Source organism: Pseudovibrio sp. Ad26, assembly GCF_001623285.1.
GTDB classification, from domain to species: Bacteria; Pseudomonadota; Alphaproteobacteria; order Rhizobiales; family Stappiaceae; genus Pseudovibrio; species Pseudovibrio ascidiaceicola.
Map to the genome: position 1 here is coordinate 117,345 of NZ_LMCE01000157.1, position 15,735 is coordinate 133,079.

A 15,735-nucleotide genomic window follows, 5' to 3' on the forward strand; every position below is an offset into this window, starting at 1 on the left:
ACCTCTGAAAAACCAGAGCATCCCACGCCTTCCCCCATGACGTCCACGCTTCAACACGCTACTCTGCATGCAAGACAACAAGCACCGGAAAACCACATGAGCGCCCTGCCCCGCCGTTTTTGGCATGAGATGACAACAACTGACTTCTCTGAGAGTGACACCAGCGACTGGATCGCGGTGTTGCCGATTGCAGCAATTGAGCAGCATGGCCCTCATCTTCCGGTCTACACGGACACCTGCATCGCAGAGGGGCAAGTCGCTCGCACGGTTGAGCTTTTGCCTGATGATCTGCCGGTCACATTCCTGCCTGTTCAGGCCGTCGGCAAGTCAGACGAGCATCATTCATTCCCCGGCACACTCAGCCTCACATGGGAAACCGCTGTCAAAGCCTGGATTGAGATCGGAGAATGCGTCGCCAGAGCAGGCATCCGCAAACTGGTGCTTGCCAACTCCCACGGCGGCAACTCACCGCTTATGGACATCATCACCCGCGATCTGCGCCTAAAACACAACATGCTCGCCGTGGAATCCAGCTGGCTCCGCTTTGGGCAGCCGGAAGGTCTCTACTCTGCGGAAGAGTTCACCTACGGCATTCATGGCGGCGATATCGAAACATCCATCATGCTGGCTCTGCGCCCGGACCTGGTGCGCATGGATCAGGCCACAGACTTCACCTCGACCCAAACTGACCACATCAACAACGATGCTTATCTGCGCGCCCATGGCCGCCATCAATATGGTTGGATGAGCGAGGATCTGAACAAGACCGGCGCTCTTGGCAACGCGGCTCTCGCTACAGCAAAAAAAGGCCAGACATCCCTCACACACGCCTCTCAGGAATTCATCAAACTCCTGCGCGATGTGCAAAGATTTGATGTCTCCTCCTTCAGCAGGACCTAAGCAGATCCTGAATTAATCACGCAATTTCAACGAGATAAATCCTCTTAAAAATTCCCCTTGCTATAAATTGTCATTTATGACAATTTATTCAAAACAAACACATGAGGTTGGCAATGAAGATCTGTCTCATCAAAGCTTCTGCTCCGAGCTATTTTAAAGATTACAAGAAAGCGCGTGGAGGCCCGCCTCAGTCCATCTTCTCAGCTGCGGCAGCAACCCCTCGCCATTTTCAGCTGGAGATGCATGACGAAACCATCAGGATGTTCGATCCCCGTAAGGTGACCGCCGACCTCGTGGTGCTTTTCTTCGCAACCCCGGATGCCAACCGAGGCTACGAGCTCGCCTCAGCTTTCTCGGAAAAGGGCAGTCAGGTTGTGATTGGCGGTCTCCACGCCACCTTCATGCCAGAAGAAGCCGGCGAATATGCAGATGCGGTGATGACAGGCGAATGTGAAAATGTCTGGGATGAGTTGCTGCAGGATGCGCAAAACCGAAGCCTCAAACCAAGATACACCGGCACCTACGCCGACATGTCCAAGCTTAACCCATATCCGCGCCACCTCATCACCGCAGAACAGTATGGCTGGGAATGGTCGGTGCTGGTCAGCCGTGGCTGCAAACACAATTGCAGCTTCTGCCTCATCCCCGGCATGCTCGGAAAAACCCGCTATCGTCCGATCCCAGACATAATCAATGAGATTTCCGAAATGGAAACCGATTGGGTCGAACTTCACGCCGATCACCTGACGGAGGATCGTGAGTACGCTTTGGAATTATTCAAAGCATTAGAAACGCTCAAGATTAGATGGGCGGGCGAAACCACTATTCGTATAGCAGATGATCCAGAACTTCTGGAAGCCGCAGCAAGGTCCGGTGCGAAGTACTTGCTCATTGGAATAGAAACCCCATCCAAGGCAGCACTCAAACGTGCTGGCAAGGGTTTTGTGAAACCTGAAAACTTAAAATCTCAAATTTCTAACATTCATACACATGGAATTATTGTCGACACCACAGCTATTTTTGGCTTCGACGAGCATACACCAGAAATTTTCATCGAAACCGCCAAGTTCTACCATGACATAGGGGTAGATATTACCGCACCCGCCATCGCCATCCCCTTCCCCGGCTCTCGCTTCTACAAACAGCTGGAAGAAGAGGACAGATTGCTCTCTGACAACTGGGGAGAATTTGATGGGGCCCACGCGGTCTATCAGCCAAAAAACATGACCTGTGAAGAGCTTGAGGCAGGTGCAGAAGAATTCTCGCAGCATTTTTACTCAATGTCGCGGTCAGCTTCGAGAAAACTTCGTCAGATAAAAGATTTCGGGTTGGCAACCACGCTTCAGATTACGTGATTGCCAGCGCCTCATACCATAGGAAGGATGGCTAAGCCTAAAGGATCCCAACCCTTAAACTTTACCGTCCAAAAAAGGAGAGCTTAGAACAGTTCTACTGTCCCTACAGCTCTCCTTTTTCCAAAATTTCACCCCACAAAGACGCATCAAATCCAAGCAAAAGTTGCTTTCCACCCGTAATAAGTGGCCTTTTAATTAATGAAGTTTCCTGTGCCATCAAGGCGATAGCGCTGGCCTGGTCCGTCACACCAGCCTTGGTTTCATCATCCAATTTGCGCCATGTGGTACCCCGTTTATTCAAAACAGCGTCCCAACCGAATCGCTCGCAGGCCTCTATCAGCGCATTTTCATCTGCACCATTTTTCTTGTAATCGTGAAAATTGTACTCGACTTCTGATTCATCCAGAAGTTTACGAGCTTTGCGAACACTGTCGCAATTGCGAATACCATACATAATCAACAAGATCAGAACCCTTCATTTCCTCATCATTAGATGAAATATACTCATCTTAACGTTGGTGTGTCTCTCAACTGACACGCATTAAACCGCAAGAAATACATCCCTTAGCGCCTGAATACGCTATGAAATTGCGCTGCGCCCACATTAATTCCTCGTTTCAACTACGCAATGCCCCCTAGACGCATTCATTCATATGGGTAATATCACTAAGATGCCAGAATCCGCCTAATAAGTGGTCGGCGAAACCAGAGGGGCCCTGCAGAACAATTAATTTTCTGCATGAGGGGAAAAGGGGAGTTAATTTAGAATGCGTTTAAAGATTGCATCCGCTGCATTGGCAATGACGCTTGCTGCTGGAACTCAGGTAAATGCTGAAACGCTGAAGTTCGCATTTCAAGGGACTTACAATCAGCTAGATCCATACAGCTTGAACGAAACATTCACCATGGCCATGCACGGCAATGTGTATGAAGGTCTCGTACGCCGTACAGCTGATCTCCAGATCGAACCTGCACTTGCAGAGAGCTGGGAAGTTATTGAACCAACCCGCTGGCGCTTCCACCTGCGCAAGGGCGTCAAGTTCCACAACGGCAACGACTTCAATGCTGACGACGTGGTTTTCTCTGCAAACCGTGTTCGCGCTGAAGGCTCTGACCTGACAACCCGCATCGCTGCGGACGTGAAGGTAGAGAAAGTAGACGACTACACCGTTGATTTCGTCCTGACAGGCGTAAACCCTATCCTGCACTCCGAGTGGTCCACTTGGTACATCATGGATAAGGAATGGACTGAAGCAAACAACGCTGTAAAAGTGACAAGCGCTTCTGACACCAATCCAAACTATGCATCTTTGAATACAAACGGCACCGGCCCGTTCAAGATTGCAACGCATGAGCCAGGCGTTAAAACCACTTTCACCGTAAACGACGGTTGGTGGGACCAGAAAGTACACAACCTGACTGGCGTTGAGTTCACTCCAATCGGATCTGATGCAACCCGCGTTGCAGCTCTTCTTTCCGGCGAGCTGGACATGGCGTTCCCAATCCCGGTACAGGACATCAAGCGTGTGGACAGCAATGCAGGTACATCTGCACTGACCGGTCCTGAGCTGCGCACCATCTTCCTCGGTTTCGACCAGAAGCGTGATGAGCTGACCTACTCCAACATCAAAGGCAAGAACCCATTCAAGGACGTTCGCGTTCGTAAGGCGTTCTACCAGGCAATTGACGTTGATGCGATCAAAGCGAAAATCATGCGTGGTCTGTCCGAGCCAGCTGCTCTGATGATCTCACCATTCCTGTTCGCAAACTCCGGTGACTTCTCCCGCTACCCGTACGATCCAGCAGCTGCGAAAGCACTTCTCGCAGAAGCAGGTTATGCAGACGGCTTTGAAGTTGGCATGGACTGCCCGAATGATCGCTACGTCAACGACGAAGCAATCTGTCAGGCAACTGCTGCATTCCTCGCGCGCGTAGGCATCAAAGTAAACCTGAATGCACAGCCTAAAGCGAAGTACTTCGCTAAGATCCTGGCATCTGGCGGCTTTGACACATCCTTCTACATGCTGGGCTGGACCCCAGGTTCATTCGACAGCTACAACATTTTGCTCAACCTCAACAACTGCCGTGATGACAAAGGTGCTGGTGGACCATTCAACCTCGGTGGTTACTGTAACCCACGTGTTGATGAGCTGACAAAAATGGTTCTCTCCGAAAACGACGAAGAGAAGCGTAACAGCATGATCTCCGAAGCCTACACAATCCTGAACAACGAAGTATCTCACATTCCACTGCACCAGCAGGGTCTGGCTTGGGGTGTATCCGACAAGGTTACTCTGAAGCAGCGTGCGGATAACGAGTTCCACTTCAAGTTTGTAGTGAAGAACTAAGTTGACGGCTTAGCCAACAAAATAATAGCCCGGCGCCCTAAGCGCCGGGCGCCTCTATTCTCAGGAACAACTATAAAACACCATGTTTGGCTTTATTTCCCGGCGTATCGCCATGGCTCTCGTGGTCATGTTTGTCGTAGCCTTAATCTCCTTCCTGCTCTTCCGCTTTGTTGGAGATCCTGTAAACCAGATGGTGGGCATTGAGACCACCCCGGAACAGCGTGAAGCCTTGCGCCAGCGCCTCGGTCTGAACGACCCTGTTCTCGTTCAGTTTTTCCGTTATGTCCTGGGCGCAATCCAGTTTGACTTCGGTAACTCCTACCAGTTCAAGCAGCCTGTGGCAGACCTGATTGGTCGCCGTCTGCCTGCAACTCTGGAACTGTCCTTCGCCTCTGCAATTTTTGCATTGCTGCTGGGCATTCCAATGGGCGTTTACACCGGTCTGAACCGCGATTCCTGGCTCTCAAAGATGTTCTTGTCGGTATCTCTAGTAGGTATCTCTCTGCCAACATTCTTTATCGGCATCCTGTTTATCTTCTTCTTCTCGGTCACACTGCAGTGGCTGCCAAGCTTTGGCCGCGGCGAGGTCGTTGCCCTGGGGTCTTTCTGGGACACAGGCTTCCTAACCATCAGCGGTCTGAAGGCCATCATCCTGCCGGCAATTACGCTTGGGCTGTACCAGATGACCCTCATCATGCGCCTGATCCGCGCTGAGATGCTGGAAGTGATGCGGACCGACCACATCAAGTTCGCCCGCGCTCGCGGTTTGCCGAACCGGTCTGTCTATTACATCCACGCTCTCAAAAACACGATGGTCCCTGTGATCACCATCACCGGTCTGCAGCTCGGCTCCATCATCGCCTTTGCGATTATCACCGAGACCGTGTTCCAGTGGCCGGGCATGGGCATCCTCTTCCTGCAAGCCGTGCAGAATGTGGATATTCCGATCATGGCAGCTTACCTGCTGCTCACCGCTTTCATCTTCGTGTTCATCAACCTCATCGTAGACATTCTCTACGTCGTGATTGATCCACGCCTGCGCACCGAACGCGGCCGCGCATAAGAAACGGTAAGGATAATAATCATGACAGATAACACACCAACCGTTTCCGGCAGTGAGGCTTCAGAAGCCCCGCGCTCCGCAATGGCCCGCTTCCTCGACAGCGACTTGCTGCACAGCTTCCTCAGCTCCAAGGTGACAGTCCTCGCGGCCTTCACCACGGTAGTGCTGATGCTCGCAGCCCTGTTTGCTCCGCTTGTCGCACCGTTCAACCCGTTCGATCTGGCTCAGATCAGCATCATGGACGCACGCATTCCACCGATTGGTATGGAATGGTCCGACCCACGCTACCTGTTGGGCACAGATGATCAGGGCCGCGATCTGCTCTCTGGCATCCTGTACGGCATGCGTATTTCTCTGGCAGTGGGCTTCCTGTCTGTGGCGTTTGCCGCAGTCCTCGGCATCTCCCTCGGCCTGATTTCCGGTTATGTCGGTGGCCGCACAGACGCGATCATCATGCGTATCGCAGAAGTCCAGCTCACCTTCCCGGCCATCCTGCTGGCACTGCTCATCGACGGCATTGCAAACGGCATCTTTGGCAACATCGATCGTGAGACCTGGGCAATCTGGATTCTAACGTTCTCCATCGGCCTGTCATTCTGGGTGCAGTACGCACGTACAGTTCGTGGCTCTACATTGGTGGAGAAGAACAAAGAGTATGTTCAGGCCGCCCGCGTCATTGGCATTCCGGCATGGATCATCATGATCCGCCACGTGCTGCCAAACGTGCTTGGTCCGGTTCTGGTTATTGCAACCATCAACCTTGCTCTGGCAATCATCACAGAAGCAACCCTCTCCTTCCTTGGCGTTGGTGTTCCATCAACACAGCCATCTCTGGGCACCCTGATCCGCATCGGCAACGACTTCCTGTTCTCAGGTGAGTGGTGGATCGCGATCTTCCCAGGTCTGGCGCTCGCGATCCTCGTGCTGGCAGTAAACCTGCTGGGCGACTGGCTCCGCGACGCTTTGAACCCGAAACTGCGCTAGGGAGGCCAGACCATGAGCATCTTAGATATTCGCGGCCTCACTGTTGAGTTTCCGAGCCGCAAAGACGTCTTCACAGCGTCCCGTAATGTCAATCTCTCCGTAGACGCCGGTAAAATCCTCGGCGTGGTCGGAGAAAGTGGCGCCGGCAAGTCCACCGTCGGCAACGCCGTCATCGGTCTTCTGGAAAATCCGGGCCGGATTGCCGAAGGTGAAATCCACCTCGACGGCAAACGTATCGACAACCTCGCAGCTGAAAGCATGCGCAAACTGCGCGGCAAGCGCATCGGCATGATCTTTCAGGATCCGCTGACCTCTTTGGATCCACTCCAGACCATCGAGTTCCAGCTGGTCGAAACCATCCGCCTGCACCTGCCGCTCTCCAAGGCAGAAGCTCGCGCACATGCGGTTGATCTGCTGGATCAGGTTGGCATTCCAAATCCGGAAGAACGCATTGCGCAATACCCGCACCAGTTCTCCGGCGGTATGCGCCAGCGTGTGGTGATCGCTCTCGCTCTTTGCGCAGACCCGGAAGTTGTCATCGCAGATGAGCCAACAACCGCGCTCGACGTTTCCATTCAGGCTCAGATCCTGAAGCTGATGAAGCGTCTGTGTGAAGAGAAGAACGTGGCGATGGTCGTCATCACCCACGACATGGGTGTGATCGCAGACCTCACCGACCACGTTGCGGTGATGTACCGTGGTGATCTGGTTGAATACGGCGAATCCAAGCAGGTACTGGGCGCTCCAAAGCACCCGTACACTCAAAGCCTGATCGCCGCCGTTCCGCGTCCGGATGTAAAAGTGCATCGCTTCCCGCAGGTCGATTACATTGAAGGCTCAGCAAAGCCCTTCAAGCAAATCGACATCGGCACCCACTGGCTGGGCAAGGCGCGTGACTACAAATCTGTCGATGGCCCACTGCTTGATGTAAAAGACATCACCATGAAGTTCCTCACCAAGGACGCATGGATTTCTAAAAACAGGCAGTACTTCACCGCTCTGGATAAAGTTAGCTTTGACATCCATGCAGGGGAAACCTTTGGCCTCGTGGGCGAAAGTGGTTCCGGTAAATCAACCATGGCCCGCGTCATCACTGGCCTTTACCACCCGGCAGGCGGCACCGCCCACTTTGCTGGGCAGGAGCTGACCAGCCTGAAAGACAAGAAGCAGGTTCTGGCAATGCGCCGCCAGATGCAGATGATCTTCCAGGATCCGTTCTCCTCCCTGAATTCCCGCATGCGTGTGCGTGATATTGTGGCTGAACCAATCAAGTTCCACAAACTCGCCAGCACCAACAGCGAAGTGAACCAGATCGTTGATGACCTTCTGGAGCACGTCGGCCTTGGCATCGCAGCAGCAGCCAAGTTCCCGCACGAGTTCTCCGGCGGTCAGCGCCAGCGCATCTCCATTGCCCGCGCCCTGGCGACACGCCCTCGCTTCTTGGTTTGTGATGAACCAACTTCCGCGCTGGACGTATCCATTCAGGCACAAATCCTCAACCTGCTCAAAGACCTGCAGGACGAGCTGGGCCTCACCATGCTGTTCATCAGCCACGACCTCGCGGTCATCCGGCAGATGTGTAACCGCACCGGTGTTATGCGCCATGGCCAGCTTCTGGAAGTTGCGGACACCGAAGACCTCTTCGACAAACCTCAACACGCTTACACCAAGGAACTCCTCTCCCTGATGCCAAGCATGGACGGCCTGTCCCGCCAAAATCTGGAAGAAGAACTGGCCTAACACCACTCACATTCCGAAGACCACAAAGGGCCCCCAGCGGGCCCTTTTCATTTGCCTGCACGCCAGATGATAAGTTAACGCAACAACACAACCACTAATTCAATAGCGCTTAAAGTCTCCTACAAGCACTTCAGCTTGCATTACCCTAGGATACACTTCCTCCCAACGCTTAGCATTTTCATTAAGACAGCCATCCCTAAGCTCTGCTCATCCGCAAGGATACAAAAGCGACTAATGCGAACCCATTTCGATCAGAGCAGGCTAAAAAATATGAAAAAGACAACTGCCGCCGTCGCAGGCCTTGGCCTCCTCGGCCTCGCGATCTCACCGGTCCTGGCTGACAATCACGACACGACTGGGAAAACCACCGTCGAATTTTCTGAACTGTCATTGGTCTCCGGCCAGCCTGATGACGGCACCTGTAAGACCCGCTATTCCGACGGTTACTCTGCCGTACATAAAGGCAAAAATGCTGATGGCCATCAGCAGGTTGAATCTGAAAAAGGCCACGACATTCTCATTACGGAAACCGACGGCACTGTAGGTGAAGGTATTTTCACCGTCACGAACACTTATGAAATCGTCTTCCCTGATAGCGAGGATAAAGCCCCCGTCGAAGTGACGATGTTCGCCTCAGGTGTGAGCGGCGAAAGTCCCGTTGTTGGCGTATTTTCTGACGGCACATGTCGCGGACACATCACCATTCACGACGCCACAGATAAATCCTGACAGACTTTAAAAGGAGACAATTATGAAAGACTTGAGCAAACTGCACGCAGCAGCCCAAAACCCTTTCGCACATAAAGCTGTTACACCAACTCAAAAAGCAGCATGCTATTTTTTCGGCGGCTTCCCACTCGATAAAATTGAGAACAAGTCTGACGTAAAAGAAGACGACAAAGACTAGAGAAAAACGAGCGCGTTGCACTTTAATTCCGGCGCGCTCTTCCAACTCAAACCTTTACCCCCTCTCCCACAAGAGCAACACAAATGGACTGGTATTCAGCAGAACGCACTAGCTGCACAGAAGGTCGCAACAAGATTGCTGCGTTAGATTTAGAATGCATCTTCAATCAGCTCGTTGGCTCCGTAGAAACTGGAGGTTATGAATGGCCGCAAAAAGAGGCGCGTGAAGCAGTCAATGCCTATCGCAGCTTCCTGGTTGATACACTCGAGTTAGAGATCAGGTACAAAGAAGACTACCCGCAGGACGCCCGCGCCTGGCCTTCCAAGGCCGTAGACATTGTCTGGCACACACACATCCTCTTCACCGAAAAGTACTTCGATGACTGCGACGCAATCTTTGGGCATTATCTCCACCACCGCCCGCAAGTCCCTCCACCCGTCTATGAATGATGTCTCCGGTCTCCCATCTCTTTCGCAACACGGGACCCCCATACTGTGCCCTTTTTTCTCTCAGATTTCTGTCAGGCTGCACAACACCAGAGAACCCCGTTCAATCTGGAAAAATTCATTGATTATCGAACCCCTCAACTTGAAGGGTCAGACACACGCCCAGAGGCTCTGATGCACATCGACAAGTGCATTCAACGCAATATCTCCAAGCTCAATCTGTCCAACTACAACATCAAAGCAATCACTGAGTTGGAGACAACACTCAGGGAAAAAAACAATCTGCCTGACAACTGCTCTGTCATGCTCGGCAGTGGTATCAATACCTTCCTGGAGGAACTCTCGCTCGCATTCGCGAAAGGTCGATCCGTCCTCCTGCCTGAGTTTGATTACTTCCTCTTTGACATCACGCTAGAAAAACTCGGCATCCAGTCCAACAAGTTCAAGCTCACAAATGGCGGACACTGGGACACTGCCGACGCTTTAGCAAAGCTGCAAGAACACGACCCGGCAATCACCCTGCTCAGCACGCCCAACAACCCCACATCCAGAACAGCCCCGGTGGAGTTCATCGAAACGCTCGCCACCCATACAAATGGTCTCGTCGTCATTGATGAAGTTTATCACTTGTTTGCAGATGATCCGCACGCCCTGTGTCGCTTGCTGGAGACACACGAAAACCTCGTCCTCATGCGCAGCATGTCAAAGGCAGGTTATGCGGCAACTGGTTTTGGCTATATCACGGGCAACACCAAGATCATCAGTTGCCTCAGGCAGTTCAAAGGCGGCACGACCATCTCTCCACTCAACGTGGCCGCTGGCAAAGCTTTGATTGAAAACCATGACCTGCTTGCAGCACACGTCAAATCCTGCTGCCAATGGCGCGATCATGTAAAGAACAGCGTCGAGCAGCACACCGCTCTCTCCTGCCTGCCCAGCGAAACAGATTTCTTGCTTATCGAAACACCAGCAGGACAAGCAGATGCATTCACCACCCATTTAATCGAAGCTGGCATTCCTTGCATCAGCTACGCACCAATGCCTCAGCTCACCAACTGCATTCGGGTCATGCCCTCCAGCATATCTGACGCAATCACTCTGTGTCACTTCCTTCAGAAACTTAATGATCTGGCAGAGGGAGTTTTGCAAAAAACCTAGGCTTTCTGCCAAATGATTGCGCTGTCAAATAATGAACATAGTTTCGATTATACATAGCAGGTTCGCGCCTTCTAACCCATGAACGAAGACTGTCATGTTCCTGCGCAACTCAATAATTGGAGTAACAAGTTTACTCCTCATATCTTTCCTGGGAATTATACATCCAATCGGCGACAGCTTGTCTGTTCTCCGGCTGCCTCTGGCCGTCTTGCTCGCAATTCTCACACTGTTTTCCTACCGCCAGCCCAAGTTGATGATCATCGGCTTTCTAGTCGCATCAATCAGCAGCGGAACGGTATTGTGGGCCGATCAGGGAGTGCGCGTCCCAGAGAATTATGATCTCGCGGTCTATCAAAAGAACCTGAGTTTCCGCGCCGGAGATCGCATGGATGTCCTCAATGACATCCTCATGCTACAACCAGAGGTGATCACGCTTCAGGAAGTGCACAAAAGGCATCTTCCCCTCATCAACTCACTCAAAAAGCAGTATCCCTACCACATCGTTTGTCCGTTTACCGCCGTCGGTGCAGTCGCTGTGCTCTCACGCCTCCCCCTTGCTTCTGATGCTTATCGCTGTGAGATCGGCCTCGGCATAGCAGCACTGCACATCCAAAGCTCAGAGGGACCGCTCTGGGTTGTGTCTATCCATCAGCACTGGCCATGGCCGTTTCCTCAAGAGACACAAGCTGGGAAAATCATCTCGATCTTATCAGAGCTGGATGGACTGAAGATGATTGCTGGCGATTTTAACATGGTCCCGTGGTCGCACAATCTGGATGAATATACCGACGCCACGGACACTCAACTGGCCGGCCCATTTGAAGCAAGCTTCCTCTTCAAAGGCACCTATGCCATGCGCATTGACCACGTCCTCGCACCAAAGGGCGGAAAGACCTTTCTCCGCCCTTACTACGGCTCCGACCACCACGGTTTGTTTGCCCGTGTAGACCTGTAATCGGCCTTACACCTTACGCGCAACTATGAAACGCCCCATGGGAGACGCCGGATAATTGCCAGTCTCAACAATCTTGAAGCCTGCCTGCTCAATCTGACGCCCCAACTCCACCTGCTTGAAGTAGGTCACATAGGGCGCATACCCAACAAGGCGCATCACATTGATCAGCCAGCGCCAGTAAAACGCGGAATCGCCCAAACATGGCGTCTTGGAAATGAGCAATCCCCCCGGCTTCACGAGTCGCTGTACCTGATTGATTGCATCAGCCGGACCTTTGATCAGATGAATCACGTTATACGCCATCACCACATCATAGGTCTTGCCATCAAGCACTGATCCACCTGCGGGAGCATGCACAAAACTCACATTCTCAACGCCGTCGTCCCACGCTTTTTCACGCCCGAACTCAATCATCTTTCCGGAAATATCGCTAGCGGTCACATGCTTGACATGCTTGGCCAAAAGCATCGCCGTCGCGCCACTGCCACACCCCAGCTCCAACACCTCTTGCTCCGGGGTGAGATAAGAACGCACACGGTCCATTGCCTTCTCATAGGAAGCAACATCTTTCATTGGTCGCGCCACATAACCCGGCGCATGTTTGTCCCAAAATCCTGCGGAATTCGCCATTGGAAACCCTCCATTTCCTGCAGTGTATCCATGCATATTCTCAAAACAAATTGCCAAAATTCGCAGTTGGGTTATACAAATATGCATGAATTGGCAGAGCGTCTCATTCGACTGGAATCAGGCCCGCGCTTTCCTCGTCACAGCGGAGGAAGGCTCCCTTTCGGCTGCGGCAAGAGCTCTCGGCCTCACCCAGCCCACATTGGGCAGACAAGTCTCCGCACTGGAAGAAGCCCTCGGCGTAACACTGTTTGAGCGTGTTGGCCGCTCTCTCGCCCTCACACAGGCAGGCTTTGAACTGCTGGAGCATGTGAAATCCATGGGAGAGGCTGCCAACCGCATCTCATTGGCAGCTTCCGGCCAGTCTCAGGAGATCGACGGAACCGTCTGCATCAGCGCAAGTGACACCGCTTCTGCCTTCCTCCTCACGCCAATCTTGAAGCAATTGCGCGAGATCGCACCCGGCATTCACGTGGAGATTATCGCCACCAACTCCGTCAGTGATTTGCAGCAACGCGAAGCAGACATCGCCATCCGCCATGTCCGCCCGGAGCAGCCAGACCTGACTGCAAGGCTTGTAAGAGAAACCACCGCACACTTCTACGCCAGTAAAACCTATCTGAACCGCAAGGGCCGTCCACAATCGGCCAATGACATGGCAAACCACGAATTCATCGCCTTCGATAGGCCAGACAAGTTCCTCAAGTACTTCACAGAGTCAGGCCTGCCACTCACAGAAAGCAATTTCAAACTAACAACCGCAAGCGGGCTGGTGGGGTGGCAACTGGTCAGAAACGATCTCGGCATCATCGTCATGATCAAGGAGATTGCAGAAATGTTCCCGGAAATCGAACAGGTACTGCCAAGCTTTGAGCCATTCGTCGTGCCCTTCTGGCTGGCAACCCACCGCGAACTGCACACCTCAAAACGCATCCGCCTGGTCTTCGACCTCCTGGCGGACACACTCTCAAGCAAACAGTTGTTGTGACTGTGTGACAAATTCTATAATGACAACAGCATTCAAAATACGATGTGTGCACCAACACCCTTAATCGTGAGTAGATGCCCTGAATGTCTGGTTATGGCCCGCACGACTTGAAAGCACTCATCTTCAGCTTGCTGCTAATATTTGGTCTTCATAAGATGTAAGAGCGGTTGCATTCCAAATGGGGATATTGAAATGAGCAAAATACGAAGAGCTGGTCCCCATGATTTGGAAGGACTCTACCGTATTTCGGTTCAAACAGGCCATTTGGGTGATGATGCCAGCCACTTGTATGCCGATCATCGAATGATGGGGCACATATATTCAGCCCCCTACCTAAAGTACTCACCTCAATTCGCTTACGTGATTGAGAGTCAAAACCAAGTCGTAGGTTATTGTGTAGGCACACATAATACCGTTGAATTTGAGGAGGTCCTAGAATCTCAATGGTGGCCGAGCTTAAGACGAAGGTACCCAAAACCTGACCAAGGAATGCGATCAGCTTGGACAGCGGAAGAACGCAGATGCCAGATGATACATCTTCCGGAGAGAACACCAGAACAGATTTCTACATGCTTTCCTGCACATCTACACATGAACCTTCTCCCAGTTATTCAAGGACAAGGCATGGGTGCCCTGCTTCTTGAGGAATGGATGCGAGACGCAAAACGACATGGGGTAACAGCTGTACATGTTGGTGCGAATGCAAAGAACGCTAGAGCCATTCGCTTTTGGCAGAAATATGGGTTTAGCGAGCTTGATGCTCCAGCTTCAAGAACAGTCTGGATGGGTCGCGTTGTGTGATGTCCCTGATGCCCGCCGCCTAAACCTAAGCAACTAAGAAGAACTCAACCCAGTAAACGCGACCTCATCATTGAACACTTTGTTATGCCGTAACAACTGCTAGGCTGACACCGGCTCTTCGGCTATCACATAATGCAGTTTCTTGAACTGCTGACGCCATGCAGATACCTCAGGCAGATACCGCTCGGGCTGGTCAGACCGTAACGCTGCAGCAATCAACCGCGCCATCTCATTCGCATGGCTGGTACCAATACCCCAGCGCACCAGCTCAGGCGTCCCGATACGCAGCCCGTTCATGTCTCCCTCAACCTCAGCAATCGGCAAGCCAATGCCACAGGCAAGGAATCCAGCCTTACGGAGTTTCTTGGAAGCCGCCTGCCCTCCCCCAAACGAAGCTGCTTCAACAGCAAACTGATGTGACTGAGTAAAGCCCTGCGCTTTGGCAAACACGGGAATGCCCTCTGCATCAAGGGCCTGTGCCAGAGCTTTTGAAAGAGCAATCATCTCAGCAGCATACGCTTGCCCGTAATCCCGCCAGTCCAGCATGGTCACAGCCAGCGCGGCAGACTTCGCTGCATCAAAGTTGGCAGTCATCCCCGGAAACGCGATAGCATCCATACGTTCAACCAACGCGGCGTCATTGGAGACGATCAATCCACCTGCTGGTCCACCAAGGCTCTTGTAGGTGCTCATGGTCATAAAATGAGCGCCTTCATCCAATGGGTTTGACCAGGCTTTGCCAGCAATGATCCCGCATTGATGCGCCGCATCAAACATCACCTTCGCACCCACCTCATCCGCAATCTCACGAATAGCCCGCACAGGATGCTCAAAGAGGTTGAGGCTGGACCCAACTGTGATCAGCTTCGGATTTTCCGCTTTAGCAAGCTCACGGAGCCCCTCCACATCAATGGTGTAGCCATCCGCATTCACCGGAGCAGGCACAGTCCGCAAACCATAAAGCCCCGCACATCCTGCAATGTGGTGGGTCACATGCCCTCCAATAGAGGCCGGTGGTGCGATAATCGTATCTCCCGGCTGACAAGTCGCCATAAACCCGTAAAGATTGGCGATGGCTCCGGACGGCACACGGATCTCCGCATACTGCGCATCAAACACTTCCGCGCTCAACTCAGCCGCGATCACCTCAATCTCTTCGATAGCTTCCAGCCCCATCTCATATTTATCACCGGGGTAGCCGAGAGATGGGCGAGAACCGATGCCAGAAGCCAGAAACGCTTCAGCCCTTGGGTTCATCACATTCGTAGCTGGGTTTAGGTTGAAGCACTGATCCTCATGAATTTCCCTGTTCTGAGATGCCAACGCATCCAACCGACCCAAAAGAACTGCAGAACTCTGAGCCTGCGTCCGCTGCGCAACCTCCTGCACCAGCCCTTCACATTCAGCCGGAACCCAATTTCGTTTCGCTAAAACCATCACAACCTCCCAATTGCTAAGAGGAG

General features: G+C 52.5%; 16 protein-coding genes. 13 read left to right on the forward strand and 3 right to left on the reverse strand.

The window, feature by feature from the left end; genetic code table 11:
• The first annotated feature begins 96 nt into the window (after positions 1 to 96).
• A complete protein-coding gene (locus tag PsAD26_RS27195) occupies positions 97 to 900 on the forward strand; it encodes a creatininase family protein (protein ID WP_063312900.1) in 804 nt (267 codons plus the stop codon).
• A 113-nt stretch (positions 901 to 1,013) separates the two neighbouring features.
• Positions 1,014 to 2,255, forward strand: a complete 1,242-nt coding sequence (locus PsAD26_RS27200) for a radical SAM protein (RefSeq protein ID WP_063312901.1) — start codon at positions 1,014 to 1,016, stop codon at positions 2,253 to 2,255.
• A gap of 103 nt (positions 2,256 to 2,358) precedes the next feature.
• Here the strand turns inward: PsAD26_RS27200 and PsAD26_RS27205 are convergent, their stop codons facing one another.
• Entirely contained in the window at positions 2,359 to 2,709 is a 351-nt protein-coding gene (locus tag PsAD26_RS27205) for an ArsC family reductase (RefSeq protein WP_063312902.1), read from the reverse strand.
• Positions 2,710 to 3,022: 313 nt separating this feature from the next.
• On the opposite strand from PsAD26_RS27205, the gene PsAD26_RS27210 reads away from it, so the two are divergent.
• The 9 genes from PsAD26_RS27210 to PsAD26_RS27245 all read left to right on the forward strand — a co-directional run bounded on the left by PsAD26_RS27210 (position 3,023) and on the right by PsAD26_RS27245 (position 11,856).
• The gene (locus PsAD26_RS27210; protein ID WP_063312903.1) at positions 3,023 to 4,603 is read left to right on the forward strand and encodes an ABC transporter substrate-binding protein; all 1,581 of its coding nucleotides are present in this window, start codon (positions 3,023 to 3,025) and stop codon (positions 4,601 to 4,603) included.
• 82 nt (positions 4,604 to 4,685) lie between these two features.
• A complete protein-coding gene (locus tag PsAD26_RS27215; protein WP_057461862.1) occupies positions 4,686 to 5,666 on the forward strand; it encodes an ABC transporter permease in 981 nt (326 codons plus the stop codon).
• Between the two features lie 21 nt (positions 5,667 to 5,687).
• Complete coding sequence (locus tag PsAD26_RS27220; protein ID WP_063290307.1) at positions 5,688 to 6,650, forward strand: ABC transporter permease; 963 nt, start codon at positions 5,688 to 5,690, stop codon at positions 6,648 to 6,650.
• Positions 6,651 to 6,662: 12 nt separating this feature from the next.
• Positions 6,663 to 8,390 (forward strand): ABC transporter ATP-binding protein, encoded by a 1,728-nt coding sequence (locus PsAD26_RS27225; RefSeq protein ID WP_063312904.1) that lies wholly within the window; start codon positions 6,663 to 6,665, stop codon positions 8,388 to 8,390.
• A gap of 270 nt (positions 8,391 to 8,660) precedes the next feature.
• The gene (locus PsAD26_RS27230; protein WP_063290309.1) at positions 8,661 to 9,119 is read left to right on the forward strand and encodes a hypothetical protein; all 459 of its coding nucleotides are present in this window, start codon (positions 8,661 to 8,663) and stop codon (positions 9,117 to 9,119) included.
• Positions 9,120 to 9,141: 22 nt separating this feature from the next.
• Positions 9,142 to 9,297, forward strand: a complete 156-nt coding sequence (locus tag PsAD26_RS29800; RefSeq protein WP_193758374.1) for a hypothetical protein — start codon at positions 9,142 to 9,144, stop codon at positions 9,295 to 9,297.
• Between the two features lie 83 nt (positions 9,298 to 9,380).
• The gene (locus PsAD26_RS27235) at positions 9,381 to 9,746 is read left to right on the forward strand and encodes a hypothetical protein (RefSeq protein WP_063312905.1); all 366 of its coding nucleotides are present in this window, start codon (positions 9,381 to 9,383) and stop codon (positions 9,744 to 9,746) included.
• Between the two features lie 171 nt (positions 9,747 to 9,917).
• A complete protein-coding gene (locus tag PsAD26_RS27240) occupies positions 9,918 to 10,901 on the forward strand; it encodes an aminotransferase class I/II-fold pyridoxal phosphate-dependent enzyme (protein ID WP_153041593.1) in 984 nt (327 codons plus the stop codon).
• 178 nt (positions 10,902 to 11,079) lie between these two features.
• The gene (locus PsAD26_RS27245) at positions 11,080 to 11,856 is read left to right on the forward strand and encodes an endonuclease/exonuclease/phosphatase family protein (RefSeq protein WP_208985897.1); all 777 of its coding nucleotides are present in this window, start codon (positions 11,080 to 11,082) and stop codon (positions 11,854 to 11,856) included.
• A gap of 6 nt (positions 11,857 to 11,862) precedes the next feature.
• Here the strand turns inward: PsAD26_RS27245 and PsAD26_RS27250 are convergent, their stop codons facing one another.
• Positions 11,863 to 12,486 (reverse strand): class I SAM-dependent methyltransferase, encoded by a 624-nt coding sequence (locus PsAD26_RS27250; RefSeq protein ID WP_063312907.1) that lies wholly within the window; start codon positions 12,484 to 12,486, stop codon positions 11,863 to 11,865.
• 85 nt (positions 12,487 to 12,571) lie between these two features.
• Between PsAD26_RS27250 and PsAD26_RS27255 the strand changes: the two genes are divergently transcribed.
• Entirely contained in the window at positions 12,572 to 13,471 is a 900-nt protein-coding gene (locus PsAD26_RS27255) for a LysR family transcriptional regulator (RefSeq protein ID WP_063312908.1), read from the forward strand.
• Positions 13,472 to 14,062: 591 nt separating this feature from the next.
• Positions 14,063 to 14,272, forward strand: a complete 210-nt coding sequence (locus PsAD26_RS30425) for a GNAT family N-acetyltransferase (RefSeq protein ID WP_343229019.1) — start codon at positions 14,063 to 14,065, stop codon at positions 14,270 to 14,272.
• Between the two features lie 99 nt (positions 14,273 to 14,371).
• Here the strand turns inward: PsAD26_RS30425 and PsAD26_RS27265 are convergent, their stop codons facing one another.
• Positions 14,372 to 15,709 (reverse strand): aminotransferase class I/II-fold pyridoxal phosphate-dependent enzyme, encoded by a 1,338-nt coding sequence (locus tag PsAD26_RS27265; protein ID WP_063312910.1) that lies wholly within the window; start codon positions 15,707 to 15,709, stop codon positions 14,372 to 14,374.
• Positions 15,710 to 15,735: the final 26 nt, after the last annotated feature.